The organism is Methanohalobium sp. (assembly GCF_046546175.1).
GTDB lineage: Archaea > Halobacteriota > Methanosarcinia > Methanosarcinales > Methanosarcinaceae > Methanohalobium.
Window position 1 is genome coordinate 1 of record NZ_JBKGYF010000044.1, and the last position, 14,439, is coordinate 14,439.

Annotated in this window: 6 protein-coding genes; 3 read left to right on the forward strand and 3 right to left on the reverse strand. The window is 36.2% G+C overall.

Annotated features, from left to right (window positions below):
- The first annotated feature begins 497 nt into the window (after window positions 1-497).
- From ACLFMM_RS06095 to ACLFMM_RS06105, 3 genes are all read left to right on the forward strand, one after another.
- Entirely contained in the window at window positions 498-3,605 is a 3,108-nt protein-coding gene (locus tag ACLFMM_RS06095; RefSeq protein ID WP_410807834.1) for a SusC/RagA family TonB-linked outer membrane protein, read from the forward strand.
- A gap of 115 nt (window positions 3,606-3,720) precedes the next feature.
- On the forward strand, window positions 3,721-5,160 hold the full coding sequence (locus tag ACLFMM_RS06100) for a RagB/SusD family nutrient uptake outer membrane protein (RefSeq protein WP_410807829.1): 1,440 nt from the start codon (window positions 3,721-3,723) through the stop codon (window positions 5,158-5,160).
- Window positions 5,161-5,232: 72 nt separating this feature from the next.
- A complete protein-coding gene (locus ACLFMM_RS06105; RefSeq protein WP_410807830.1) occupies window positions 5,233-6,012 on the forward strand; it encodes a hypothetical protein in 780 nt (259 codons plus the stop codon).
- 215 nt (window positions 6,013-6,227) lie between these two features.
- On the opposite strand, the gene ACLFMM_RS06110 is transcribed toward ACLFMM_RS06105, so the two are convergent.
- Genes ACLFMM_RS06110 through ACLFMM_RS06120 form a run of 3 tightly spaced genes read right to left on the reverse strand, consistent with a single transcriptional unit; the run spans window position 6,228 to window position 14,427 of the window.
- On the reverse strand, window positions 6,228-8,735 hold the full coding sequence (locus ACLFMM_RS06110; RefSeq protein WP_410807831.1) for an OmpA family protein: 2,508 nt from the start codon (window positions 8,733-8,735) through the stop codon (window positions 6,228-6,230).
- Between the two features lie 23 nt (window positions 8,736-8,758).
- Window positions 8,759-9,685 (reverse strand): type IX secretion system membrane protein PorP/SprF, encoded by a 927-nt coding sequence (locus ACLFMM_RS06115; protein WP_410807832.1) that lies wholly within the window; start codon window positions 9,683-9,685, stop codon window positions 8,759-8,761.
- 20 nt (window positions 9,686-9,705) lie between these two features.
- A complete protein-coding gene (locus tag ACLFMM_RS06120; RefSeq protein WP_410807833.1) occupies window positions 9,706-14,427 on the reverse strand; it encodes an Ig-like domain-containing protein in 4,722 nt (1,573 codons plus the stop codon).
- Window positions 14,428-14,439: the final 12 nt, after the last annotated feature.

Sequence of the window (14,439 nt, forward strand, 5' to 3'; positions counted from 1 at the left end):
CATTTTTATTGTTGTTTTTACGGCATATCTGCTGGTGAATATTCCTTTTCAGATTTTGGCAGAAAAAAGTCTTAATGACTTATTGAAGATTACTGCAGGAAAAGAAGTTAGAGAAAGCTGAAACATAACACTTGTTCAATTTGGTAAGTTCCATAAGACCAATAGCTGAATTAAATAATAATCTTATGAAATTATTTTACAATCGTATCAAATTTTATTATATGTTTTGTATTGTAAGAACATTGAAGCAAAGAACTCCATCCATGGCTTTTGTTGGTTAATATCTATGTCAAACTTTTTGCATGAGCAGTATTTCATTACATATGCTTGGAGTAATTTTTGTTTTTAATTTGTTCATAACAGTAAGCGTGAAGTATTGAGTTACCGGGAATTTGCCGGGTTTGTAATTGTCTGATTGTTAATTGTCTATTGATTTTTATAAAAAATATTATATCTTAGCCCCACAACTTCTATTTAAATTCAATTCAAAAATTTTTATGAAAAGATTCTTAGTATTATTTTTCTGTCTGTCTTCATTAAGCCTGCATTTATTTTCGCAGCAAAAGATAGGAGGAAGAGTGACAGAAGCAGGTACCCAGGAACCCATATTAGGCGCTTCAATTGTTGTAAAAGATTATCCGGAAATAGGTACTACCACTGATTTGGATGGATACTATTCTTTGGACAATATTCCGAAAAGCGCAAGTGCAATTGAAGTGAGTTATGTGGGTATGTATACCCAATATATTGCGATCAAAAGCAGGGATACAATTAACATTGCCTTAAAACCTAAAGTTACAGAATTAGATAGAGTTATAATTTCCGGTGTGGCAGCGGAAACGGCACAAGAGAAAATGACTGTTTCCGTTGACCAGGTTGATTCCGAACAGCTTAACCAGGTTCCTTCGTTTAATGCCTCATCTTCATTGCAGGGTAAAGTCTCAGGCGTAGCTGTTCAGCAGTTTAGTGGGCAGCCGGGCTCAGGAGCAACTATCCAGTTGCGTGGAGCTACTTCTATGATCGGTAGCCAGGAACCTTTAGTGATTGTTGATGATGCTATTTTCCAGGGTAATCTTGGCGATATTGGAGCTGATGATATAGAGAACATAGAAGTTGTGAAAGGTGCATCTGCCTCAGCATTGTATGGATCACAAGCAGGGAACGGAGTTATTGTAATTAACACCAAAAGAGGTGAACAACTTGAAGAGGACGAAACCACAGTTGAATTAAGAAATGAATTTGGCGTAAGTTATATTAATAATTACATTGATTTGGCAAATCATCATCAATATTTGCTTGAAGACCCTGATAACCCGGGTGATGCTTATACAGATTATGCAGGAGTATATTACCCCGAAGATTACTCCTATGGGTCAAATCCATTGATTTTAGGCTCCCGGAGAATTGATCCTGATCATTACATCGATAACCCTTATGCTTTTACCAATAATCTGCAGGAGCAATTTTTCAAAAGAGGGCAGAACTATGTAAATTATGTAGGAGTCAGCAGGAGGACAGAAGGAACAAATTATCACCTTTCTTTTGAAAATAATAAACAAGGAGGAATTATAAAAGAAACAGACGGATATAGTAGAAAAACCTTCAGAGCTAATATTGATATAGAATTAACAGACTATCTCTCTGTATCTTCTTCGAATATGTTTTCTAATGTAAATTCACAGAACCCGGGCGGAGTTAACCTATTTAACGGGGGAGCATTTTTTGATGTTTTATTTACTCTGCCGGATGTGGATTTAACCTGGGAAAATGAAGAGAGTGGAGAACCTTATGACTTGGACTTAAGTCATTGGAACAGCCAAGAAACCAATCCTTTATACCAGGTTGCTAATGTTGATGAAAGCTTGCAGAAAAATATTATACTGGGTAATTATAAAGCAAATTTTAATCCTATAAAGCCAATTAATATTTCCCTGGCATATTCTTTTGACAGGAGGACGACGAACCACAAAGAATTAGAACCTTATAATTATCTTGTAAAGGCTTCCACAAAGGGAGAACTTAACAAGTCAAAGGGTAGTCTTTACCAAAGTAACGGTTTTGCTATGAACCAGACAGTACAGGCAACAACACATTTTAGCAAAAAATTTGATAATTGGAATACCACTTTTAAGTTGAGTTACCTATTTGAAGATTATCATTATAATTATTCTTCAATTTATGGGACTCAATTTTCAGTGAGCGGTAATCCAACACTTGATGCTATAACAGGGGAGAAGCAAACATCTAGCCATGAAGAAACTGTTAGAGCGGAAAATATTTTTGGGATAGCACAAATCGACTATAACTCAAAATATTTGTTTGATGCAATGTACAGGTATGACGGTTCTTCAAAATTTGGCGCAGATTCCAGGTGGCATTCTTATTATCGTCTTTCGGGGGGGTGGAGAATTACCGAAGATTTTGATATACCGGGTTTTCAGGAACTAAAGATACGTGCTGCGTTTGGAACTTCAGGTCAAAGACCCGGGTATGCTGCACAATATGAGACTTATACGGTAAATCCCGGCGGGAATTATTTTAAGTCAACATATGGAAATCGTAACTTACAACCTTCTACAACAACTGAAATGGAATATGCCCTGAATGCATCTTTTCTTGATAGGTTTAATCTTGAAGTTAGTTACTCTGTTTCAGAAACGCGTGATGTCTTCATGGAAAGGAATTTGCCTGCTTATCATGGCTGGAATACACAATGGGATAATGCCGGAGCGATGGAATCAGAAGCTTACGAAGCTTCTCTGAAAGCGAATGTTATTCAGACAGATAATTTCGCGTGGAATTCATCTATAACTTTTGATCGTATTCGTTCCAGAATTACAGAACTTGATGTTCCCCCAAAACTTATAGGAACAGAAGCACAAGAGAGTAAGGCCTTTTACCTCAGAGAAAATGAAACCTTTGGTATTATTTACGGAGAAAAATTTCTTACCAGTCTGGATGACCTTCCCTCAGCAGCTGACAGGAGCAATTATACAATCAATTCTGATGGATATGTGATTGTTAAGGGCACAGAAGGAACTGTTCTGGAGAAGCCTGTTAAATTAACCGACGAAAATGGTAATCCGGTTAAAGTAAAAATTGGCAATACTAACCCTGATTTCAATATGGGATTTGCAAATACATTCAGAATCAAAGGCTTTACTTTATATGCTCTGATAGACTGGCAGGAAGGTGGAGATGTATATAACAGGACAAGACAATGGCTTTACAGAGACCATCGGGCAGGGGAAGTTGATCAATATGGTAAACCTGAAAATGCAAAAAAAACATACGATTATTATTCAAACTTATATAATGTAAATCGAATATCTTCGGAATTTGTTGAAGATGCCTCGTATGTTAAGATAAGAGAGGCTGCTGTTTATTACAGGTTTAACATATCAAAAAGTTTTATCAAAGAATTAAAGATAGGAATAATCGGAAGAAACCTTTATACATTTACCGATTATACAGGCTATGACCCCGAAGTAGCTATGCCTAGATACGCAGAAAGCGGTGTTCCAGGGTCAAGTTATTATAAAGTTGATGCTTATTCTTATCCTAATCATGCCAGTATTTCGGGTTCATTAACTATTAAATTTTAAAAACAACATAGCTATGAAAAGCAATTTATATATACTGATAATTAGTTTTATAATATCATTAAGCTCCTGTCAAAATCTTGATTTCGATAATCCAAATAATCCAAATCAGGAAGATGTGCTGGAAGATGCTTCCAGTTTAAAAAATCTGGCTGGTAGTATATTTCAGAACTGGTACTTGTATAATGTTGGGTATGAAGAAACCCCTGCTTTTATGTTAGGTACGGCTGCAGATGCTGCAAGTTCTTCATGGGGCAACTATGCAATGCAGGACATGAGTTATGAACCCCGTATAGAATGGAACAATCACTCATCATATACAGAAGCAGATGTAACAGAAGAATATTTTAATAACATGTATTCCTTGTTATCACAAAGCAATGATGTAATACAAGCTATAAAATCGGATTCTCTTATTAAAGAAGAACTTGGAGCGGATAAAGAAATGGTTGAAGCTGTAGCAAGGTTAGGACAGGGAATTGCCTTAGGTTATATTGGTCTTATCTTCGATAAAGGTTATATAGTCAAAGAAGATGTTGATATTGACAATGAAATTGAACTGCAAAATTATAATGAATTAATTGAAGAGTCTATACGGTCTTTGGATCAGGCAATTGAAATAGCCACGCAAAATTATTTTTACATCCCTGATGAATGGATTAATGGTTTTTCAATGGACAATTCCGGGTTTTATCGTTTAGCTAATTTTATGGCAGCAAAAATTTTACTCTCAGCCCCACGGAATTCTGAGGAAAACGAATTGATTGACCGCTGGGAGGATATTAAAGGATATGCTCAAGAAGGGATTAATTTTGACTATACAATTATGGCTGATAATAGTGTTGGTTCATGGTCCTCACAGTATCATTTTTATGCTACAAATACATCATGGTCAAGGGTTGATATGAGGGTTGTGGCAATGATAGACACCTGTGATTTACCACCAGTCTGGCCGGAAGAATACCAGGGAGACCATACCCAATTTCCCAATAATGGTAGAGCTTATAGCCCTGATAATCGGCTGGAAACTGATTTTCAGTATATGGCAACGCATTTTTTCAGTCCGGACAGAGGCTACTACCATTACTCTACCTATCGCTATAAACGTTTTGATGATCTGAGGAAGAATGGTTTCCCTGGACAAGGGGAAATAGCGCTGTATCGAAAGGCTGAGAATGACTATATGCTTGCTGAAGCATATGCAAGGACAAATGAAGTCGATAAGGCGATTGATATTTTGAATGACCCAACATGTGCAAGAATAGCCAGGGGAGGTCCGGGAATGATGATTGATGAATCTGCTTCAAAGCAAGATGTACTAGATGCAATATTTTATGAGCGAACAATAGAATTATTCAGCAATAATTTGGGTATACAGTTTTTTGATATGCGGCGGAATGATAAACTTCAAAAGGGAACCCCGCTTCATCTCCCTGTTCCCGGAGCCGAGCTTGAAACATTAGAGATTGATTACTATACGTATGGTGGTGAGACAAGAGCTGATGGTGAGAATACTGCAGATAAAGGATGGAAAGAAGAATACATTGAGGAAAATTAATACTTTTGAATAGAAATAGATTTTATATGGTAAATAAAGTTGTTTTTTCAAAATATAATAACAAAATATACTATGAGGACCTTAAACAAATTATTTGTAATAAAAGCGTTTCTTATTGCTTCAATGCTGTTTATTTTGTCTGGTTGTGAGGAGAATGAAGATAATTATAATTATGATAATATTGAGCCCCGTTTAGTGGGAGGTATTTCTGGTCCTAAGGAAGCCGCAGCAACTGGTTTTAATAAGTATAAATATAGCGTGATACACCGAGGAGGTTCAGATTATACTTGGTCTGTTGACAAGGATGAATATGTTGAATCATTGCAGCAGGATTCTGATTATCCCAATGAAGCATATATTCAGTATGCTGAATTGCATGATACCTCAATGGTTGCAATTACTGTAGAAGAGACAACTAAGGGGGGAGAAAAAACTTCTACAACTGATTCTGTGCAGCTTTTACCATATTGTCCATATCCAGTGGAAAATTATATTGGTTATTATACAAGTAGTAATACCAGCGACGTTGCCGATACTGTTTATATTGATACAACAGACCTTCCAAATCAACTGCGTGTTTATGGGCTGGCTGATTTTATAACGAACCCGGAACGGTGGGGTGAAAATTGGATCTTAGGAGATGGCTCATGTAATATAGATTTATATTGCGAAAATATAGTTAAAATTGAACAGCAGTGGATTGGTGATTCAGATTATCCAGCGACTTATTATATAGAAGGTTCGGGAACCATTGATACAACAACAAACGTTATTACTCTTTTTTATAATATTCTCTATGATGACACAGGCACAAAAACTGTTTCAACTTCATTAACTTACATCTCTGAATAAAACCAGTTCGATATAAGAATAATTTTATAACCTCGTTTTTGGATAATCTTGATTGATTCTGGTGCTTCAAATTATCGGCAAGCTTTTTAAACTCCTAACAGTTATAGTTTTTCTTTCTTATGAATGCGCCTATAAAATATCACATGCTTGCGAATTTAGATTATGTAAACTCTCTTGCCGCGCTAGCTTCTTTTTATTTTGTTGTGATACCCTACTTATTTTTCCAATATTTCAAATTCTACTCTTCGGTTTTTCTGTCTTCCTTCAGGTGTATCATTAGGAGCTATTGGCTGTTTGAAAGAATAGCCTTTGTGATCCAATCGTGATTCATCTATACCATGACCAACCAGGTATTCAACAACACTTTTAGCCCTGCTTGAAGATAATTCCTTGTTCGTTGTATAATTACCCACATTGTCTGTATGACCTGCGATTTCAAGCTTTAGGTCTTTATTATTTCTTAAGAGCTCTACGACCTTATTCAGTGCTTCGTAAGATTCGGGTTTAAGTTTAGCTTTACCGGTTTCAAAGAAGATGTTTTCTATAACTACCTTTTTTCCTACTTCTATTGGTTCAAGATTAAAATCTTTTTTTATTGAATCATTTTTTGCTGGTAGAGCAGAAAAATCAACTTGTTCAGCAAAATACAAATAATCATCTGCGGTAATTTCAACTCCATATTTTTTGACTTCTGGTAGTTTTATTTTAAATGAACCGTTTTCCCCGCTTAAGTATGTTGCTGTTATTTTATTTTCTTCATTATCAATCAGTTGTATTTTTGCCTTTACACCCTCCCGTGTTTCTTTATCTTTTATTTTACCTGTGAGAAAAGTTATCTCTTTTTCAGGGATTTTTTCCATTATTAGATCCATTATTTCATTCAGGTTTATCCAACCTTCTTCTCTTCCTCTGGTATAGTACTCTTCTTTTAATGTATGATAACCTTCTTTTTCAAAAATAAGATTGTAATCAGTATTTTTTTCTAGTTTGATTTTAAATTTGCCTTCTTCATTTGTTTGATATTTTTCTTGTTCTGAGGTCAATCGGTTTTTTACAATTATGTTTGCATTTTTAATAACCTCTTTGTTTTCTTTATCAAATATCTGTCCATAAATGCCCCATACAGGTTTTTTTGCAAGGGCAATTTTATACTCAAATGTATCTGTTTTGCTTAACAAGTTTGATTTTTTTAATACATTTTCTTTTGCGAAATATTCAGGATGATCTGCTTTGATGGTATAATTGCTTGCAGGATTTATATAAAAAAGTATGCTCTGAGTATTTTTAACTTTGTTTGCAGGCTGTATTTTGTTTTCATCAGAGTCTGTAAGTCTGACAGTTGTATTGTCAAGAGTTTCTTTTGTTTCTTTATCTGTAATGATACACTTCAAAACTAAATTATTCCGTTTGTCTCTAGTCACCCTGAATTTATATATATCGTCGCTTCCTTTTCCCCCTTTTCTGTTTGATGCAAAGAATCCCTCTTTTTGGTTTTCCTCTACAAATATGCTGAAATCATCGAATCTAGTGTTCAATGGATAACCCATATTTTCAACTTCATATTCTCCATTCTTTTTTTCTGCTTTAAAGATGTCAAGCCCACCAAGACCCGGGTGTCCATCTGATGCAAAGTATAGTGTACCTGATTCGTGGATAAAAGGGAACATTTCATCACCCTCAGTATTTATTTCTTTACCCGCATTTATTGGCTCAGACCATCCTGAGCCCTCTTTAACACTGTAGTAAATATCCGATCCTCCATACCCATCATTTTTATCTGCAGTGTAATAGATAATATTTGAATTTTTTGAAACTGACGGGTGAGAACATGAATATTCATCGCTATTAAAGGATAGTTCCTCAAGGCTTTTTATCTTGCCATTTTTTATTTTAGCATGAAAAATTTTAAGGTGGTTAATCTTGTCTTTTCCCCTTACTGGAAAAAATCCTAAGTTTTTATTATTGCTTGAGAAGTAAATATCTTTGCCATTTTTGCTAAAGCTTACAGGCCCATCGTGAAATTTAGAATTAACTTTTCCTGAGATTTTTTCGGGTGTGGTGTCGAGATGTGAAAGTGAAATTTTATATACATCTAAGAAGTTTGTTTCATCCCATGGATACTTATACTCAATTATTTCATCCCTTTTTCTTGGAGAAGTAAAGTAAAGATAATCCTGGTATATTGTTGGTCCAAACTCTGAGTGTTCTGTGTTGAATGGGAGTGTATCAATCTCATGTCTGGGGAAGGATTTTATCTCATTTGCATATTCTTCAAGATTCATATTGCTATTTAAAGGATGTTCATTTACTTGTGCTTTACTATACCGTTCTAACCATTTTTCTGCTTCTTCATATTTTCCGCTGTATTTTAACACTTTAACAAGGTTGTAGACATCCTTTTGCCTGTGTATTGTACTTGTTACCAGAATTTTATAGTATTCCTCAGCTTGCCTTATCTCTCTTGTTTTATAATATGCATCTGCCAGTTTCTGGTATATATTGGCGTCCAGGTAATTCTGTTCGATTAATTCTTCAAACAGTCTGGCAGCTTTCTTATATGCCATGTCTTCATATGCTTTATGAGCTTCCTCAATAAGGCTTTCATCAATAGAGATTATAGTATCTTGTTTTAAAGAATCTTCCTGGGATTGAGTGTTTGCAGTTTTGGATAAAGCTGCTATAAATAGGGACAATATTATTTTAATTGCTAATTTTTTATTCATAATTCTTTAAATTTTATACATAGTTAAAAATACCTGGGAGATTTAACTTTCCCTGGTTTAAATTCTATAAAATCAAAGGAAAACATAATTTCATGAGTGCCTATTGTTGTATTTGCAATTTCAGTGAAAGTATAATCATATCCATATCCTACCGTTAAACGGTCGGAGACTTTTATATTAAAAAATGCTCCTAATGCATCTCCGGGTCTGAACATACCACCTATCCAAATTCTTTCATCATATAAAAACTGGAAGGATAGGTTGTATGCCATTGGTGCATCAGCAACTATGCTTGTGAAGAGTGATGGCTTGAATAACCATTTTGAATCTAATTCCCATATAAAACCCCCGATGAAATAATAATGATTACGGGATTTGAAGTCGTTGTGGGAATAATTGCCATCTAATGAAGTTTCTAATAATCGTGGAGCTGAAAAACCAACATAAAAATCTTTTGAATATAGATAGAACCCAAATCCTAAATTAGGATTAATTTGTTTTTCATTTGTTTCAAACTGCGGGTCATCTCTGTCTAACAATTTTAAGTCTTGAAAGTTTGCATAATAGCTGTTGATTCCACCTTTAATTCCCATTGACAAGGTTAGTTGCTCATTCAATGTAACTCTGTATGCATAATTCCCTGTTGCGTAGGTGTTTTTTATAGGTCCAAAAATATCATTAACAACTGTTAATCCGAGGCCAACTTTTTTATTGGAAATTGGTGTATGCATGGCCGCACTGTATGTTTTTGGCGCCCCATCCAGCCCTACCCATTGAAGGCGTGTCATGGCATTAATATTAAGAGCTTCTCTTGTGCCTGCATAAGCCGGGTTTACCCATAGTGTATTGAACATGTACTGGGTAAACATTGGCTCATTTTGTGATAAAGCTTTGTTCACTCCAACAAAGAGTAAAAGCAAAATAACTATTAAGGTTTTATTCTTTATCATAATTCTTTGTTTTTACTTGATTAGCGTTTAAGAAATACTGAACCTTCAATCGTTTCTCCGGTATCTTTAATTTTCAGCTGATAGTAATAAGTTCCTGAAGGGAGCTTTTTAGAGCCTAGTGTTGACACATTGGCTCTTCCATCCCAATTGTTTTTATAATCGCTGTTGGAATAGACCATTGTACCCCATCTGTTATAGATTTTGATTGAGAGGTTATTGTAGTCTTCTAATCCCAGTATTTGGAAACTGTCATTTAGACCATCATTATCAGGAGAAAATGCATCTGGTATGAATTGTTCTATTTCATCGTTGTCCTCATTAACAAGCGGGAAATTTTCAATTTCTGTATCTGTATAACTTGTGTCCTCTGTAGAGAGCTCAAATTCAATTTCATACTCAATATCCCCATCTCTCTCATTATCATCAACACCAATAATAATAAGTTCTTTTTCTAATTCTCCATCGTATGGATAAAATATGAGTTTATTGTTTTCAACTACTCCTTCAGAAGGGTCTGTGGAGAAGGCGTTAATCTGAATTTCTTCAGTTGGTTCTGTCTCTAATGTAACTGCTAATTTTACTGTATCGCCGTCTTCGCTGGTTTTGTTTGTTTCACTAGCTAGTCTTATGTTTATTCCGGCATCATCATTATCGTAATTGATTAGATCTACATTGTCAACTGTGAGTCCATCGTAAATAATATCTGAGCTTACCGCATTATCTGTTGCAATACTATATTCAACATCTCCATCAACAATGTTATCATTTACTCCTGTTATAGTTACAGTTTGTTCCCTGTCCCAGTTTGCTGAAGTAAACCTGATTGTGTCAGTTGAGAGTATACCTTCAGTTGTATCAGTGGAATGCATAGTTATATAAACCTCTGCTTCAGGTTGTTTTGTTAGTGCCATGTTAAAGAAAGCTTTGGTTTTATTTTCAGATGTATTCCCGCTTATTTCAGAAACATAAACATCAGGGAGTGGGGCATCACCATCATTAACCCCTATAATTACCAGTGCTGTATCAAAGTCGCCGTCAGTATCAGTGAGTTCATATACAAGGGTATCACTTCCCATAAACCATTGATTTGGTGTGTATGTGACAGAATAGTCTGTTTCCACTTCTACTGTCCCATAAGATGGTGTTTCTGCTATTGTTAAGTTGCCAAAACCGTCGTCTAAACCATAGTCATTTTCAAGTACTTCTATATTAACAGGCGTGTTCATACGAGTATACACCTTATCATCAAGTGCAACAGGCACTGTATTATTTTCCCGAACATGTACTTTTACTTGTGCTGTATCACATTCATCGTCATAATCACATACCTCATATTCAAAATCATCATACCCTAAGTAATCTGTAGCGGGTGAATATGTAATTGTATTATCTTCATTTACCAGAATCTCTCCGTTCTCCGGGTCAGATAATGCCGACAGGCTTATTGGAGTATCATTCAGTCCTTCATCATTTCTGAGAACATCAATTGTTACGTCTTCATTCATGCTTGTTCCCGTTGAATCGTCTTTGGCATTTGGTACATAATTTGGTATCTCCTCAACTGTGACAAACACCGTCGCAACGTCAGTATCCCCATCGTTATCTTTGATGAGATATTCGAATTCATCGGTCCCGGTATACCATTTGTAAGGATTGTAAATAATTGTGTTATATTGGGTGATTTCTAATTCCCCATGCATCGCTTCCGAGTTTATTTCAATGCCATCAATACCGTCTTCTAATAAGCTATCATTGTGAAGTACATGTATTTCCACTTCATGATTCATTAAAGTGTATGCGCTGTCGTCAACAGCTACTGGAATGATGTTTTCTTCCTTCACATTAATTATGACATTGGCTGTGTCAGAATCATCATCATTATCGAATATGGCATATTGCAGTGTATCCCTGCCCAGGTAATCTTCATCTGGTTCATAGAGAACATTATTGGTTCCTTCCGGAACTTTTGCTTCTCCATTTTCCGGTTCTTCTATTATCCACACATTTATCGGCTCATCATTTATTGCGGAATCATTGGCTAATACATCTACTTCAGCTGGCTCATTCATGTATGTTGCCCTATAATCATCATTTGCAACAGGTATATAGTCAGGTATTGTGTCTATATGTACCGTAACCCTTGCAGTATCCCAATCTCCATCAATGTCGTCTACTTTATAAATAAACTGGTCTTTACCTGTGTAATCTTCGTTAGGATCATAATCGATGGTATTATCTGCTCTTACTCTTGCCCCACCATTTTCAGGAGTATTCCACAGTGTTACTTTTCCTACTCCGTCGTTTAGGCCGGTATCGTTATTTAGAATATGAACTTTCACTCTTTGATTCATTAAAGTATTAGCTGTATCCGGGTTAGCCGTTGGTTCAACGTTATCCTTTCGAACTTCTACAACAACTGTAGCTTCATCACATTGGCCATCATAATCGCAAATCTGGTATTCAAATTCATCTCGACCAAGATAATCAGTATCCGGAGTGTATGTTATTGTACTGTCTTCGTTTATTTCGATTGTTCCGTTAGATGGTTCTGAATGTTTGTATATCTCTATACTATCTTTCAGATTGCTGTCATTTATTAATATATCAATGTCTACCGGGCTATTTTGAGAAGTACCTGTTGAGTCATTTCGTGCATTAGGATATCCATCGTCTACAGGATAAATATCCATAAAAACATTTGCTGTATCAGCATCTCCGTTGACATCTTTTATTCTATATACGAGGCTGTCTTTGCCAAAGTAGTCAGCATCCGGCTTGTAGAAAATTGCTGAATCTCCTTCCATTTTTGTTACCTCACCATGTAGTGGCTCGCGCTTTAATGATAAGCTGATTGGCTTATCCTGTAAAGCTGTATCATTTTCTAGAACGTGAATGAAAACTGGCGGTGAGTCTTCATCAAAACCTACATAATCATCAAAGGCATCAGGTTTATGATTATATCCGTCATAAACAATCACTGAAACCCTTGCCGTATCCCAGTCTCCGTCAATATCATCCACTTTATACCAGAAAGTGTCGATACCTGCATTAAAACCAACATCTGGTGTATAGGTAATAAGAGAATCTTCACTAATAGAGATAGAGCCATTCTCTGGTTCGATAAATTCTGTAACTTTCATGTCAGCCATACTCTCATTCCCGGCAATATCATTAGCCAATACATCAATCTCAACAGAGGTTTCCTTCGGTGTTTCAGCTGTATCAGCATTTGCCACCGGAATAAGATTATTTTCCCTGACAGTAATTTTTACATTTGCTTCATCTGTGTCTCCATCATAGTCAGATATTTGATAATCAAAGTAATCATAGCCCAGGTAATCTGTCTCTGGATCATAAGTCATTGTACCTTCATCATTGTCAATTTCTGTGATTTCTCCTTCAGAAGGCGAATTGTATTCGGATATTTCTATTCCTCCATCACCGAGCTCATAGTCGTTCATTAAGACATACACATCAACGGCAGTATTTAGGCTTGTTCCGCAGGAGTCATCTACTGCCACAGGTGTGTAGTTATCAACAGCGTTAATTTCGATGATCATTTTTGCAGAATCACAATCTTCATTATGGTCACAGACTTCATATGCCAGACTATCAGTTCCGTAGTAATCTGTCTCGGGGTTATATGTGATATTGCCTGTTTCATTGCCTTGATTACCACTAACTTCAATGTTTGTAATTTCACCATTTGTCGGTGCCTCAACTACTGAGAGCGTATAGACTCCATCATCCAGGTTTTCATCATTGTCGAGGACATCATAAGTTACCTCCGAGTTTTCATCTGTGGTTGCAGTGTCAGGGTGAGCTATTGGTATGATATTCTCTTCATCCCGGATTTCAATATATACACTCGCAGTATCATAGTCACCTTCAGCATCTTCAACCAGATAGGTGAACCGGTCATCTCCTGCATAGTCCCTCTCAGGTAAATATTGTACATAATTCGAATCTATTGTTATAATTGAACCATGGACAGGTTCACTCCATTCTGAGACTTCAATGCCGCCATCATCCAGATTTTCATCGTTGGACAATACATCAACCCAGACAGGAGTATTTTTATAGGTGTAAGCATTGTCATCCTGTGCTACCGGGACGTGATTGTCTTCCACTACGCTAACTGTGACGGTAGCGGTACTTACATCATTGTCTAAATCGTAAACTTCGTAATCAAAATCGTCTGAACCTATATAATCGGTGTCAGGTTCATAGATGACTGTATTATCGTCTGTAATTTCAGTAATTGTACCATTTTCCGGGGAATTTGCATTATCCAGATATACCTGAATACCACCATCTTCCAGACCTGTATCATTGAAAAGCACTTCGATTTCAACAGATGTATTCTTATTAGTTCCTACCTCGTCATCATTAGCTTCAGGCTGATGGTCGTCGACGGGATGAACCGTGATAAATACATTTGCTGTTGATGTGTCATCATGCGTATCGCTAACTTTATAGGTTAATGTATCTTCTCCGTAATAATTGAGCTCGGGTGTATAGGTAATTGTGCTGTCACCGGCAACTTCTGCTTCCCCATCTTCCGGACTTTGTGTAATTTTAATGTTTAAACCACCATCACCAAGGCCGTTATCATTTTCAAGAACATTGAAAGTTACCGGATTATCTTCATCTGTTTCTACAGAATCGTCTACTGCATCAGGAATGTCATTCACATTTTCTACCGTGATATATACAGTAGCAGTACTGGATTCCCCGTCCACATCAGTGACTCT

What these genes read in the sequence shown, in the direction of transcription:
- ACLFMM_RS06095 (WP_410807834.1), top strand. Translation starts at nt 498, where the DNA reads ATGAAAAGATTCTTAGTATTATTTTTCTGTCTGTCTTCATTAAGCCTG.
- ACLFMM_RS06105 (WP_410807830.1), top strand. Translation starts at nt 5,233, where the DNA reads ATGAGGACCTTAAACAAATTATTTGTAATAAAAGCGTTTCTTATTGCT.
- ACLFMM_RS06110 (WP_410807831.1), bottom strand. Translation starts at nt 8,735, where the DNA reads ATGAATAAAAAATTAGCAATTAAAATAATATTGTCCCTATTTATAGCA.
- ACLFMM_RS06115 (WP_410807832.1), bottom strand. Translation starts at nt 9,685, where the DNA reads ATGATAAAGAATAAAACCTTAATAGTTATTTTGCTTTTACTCTTTGTT.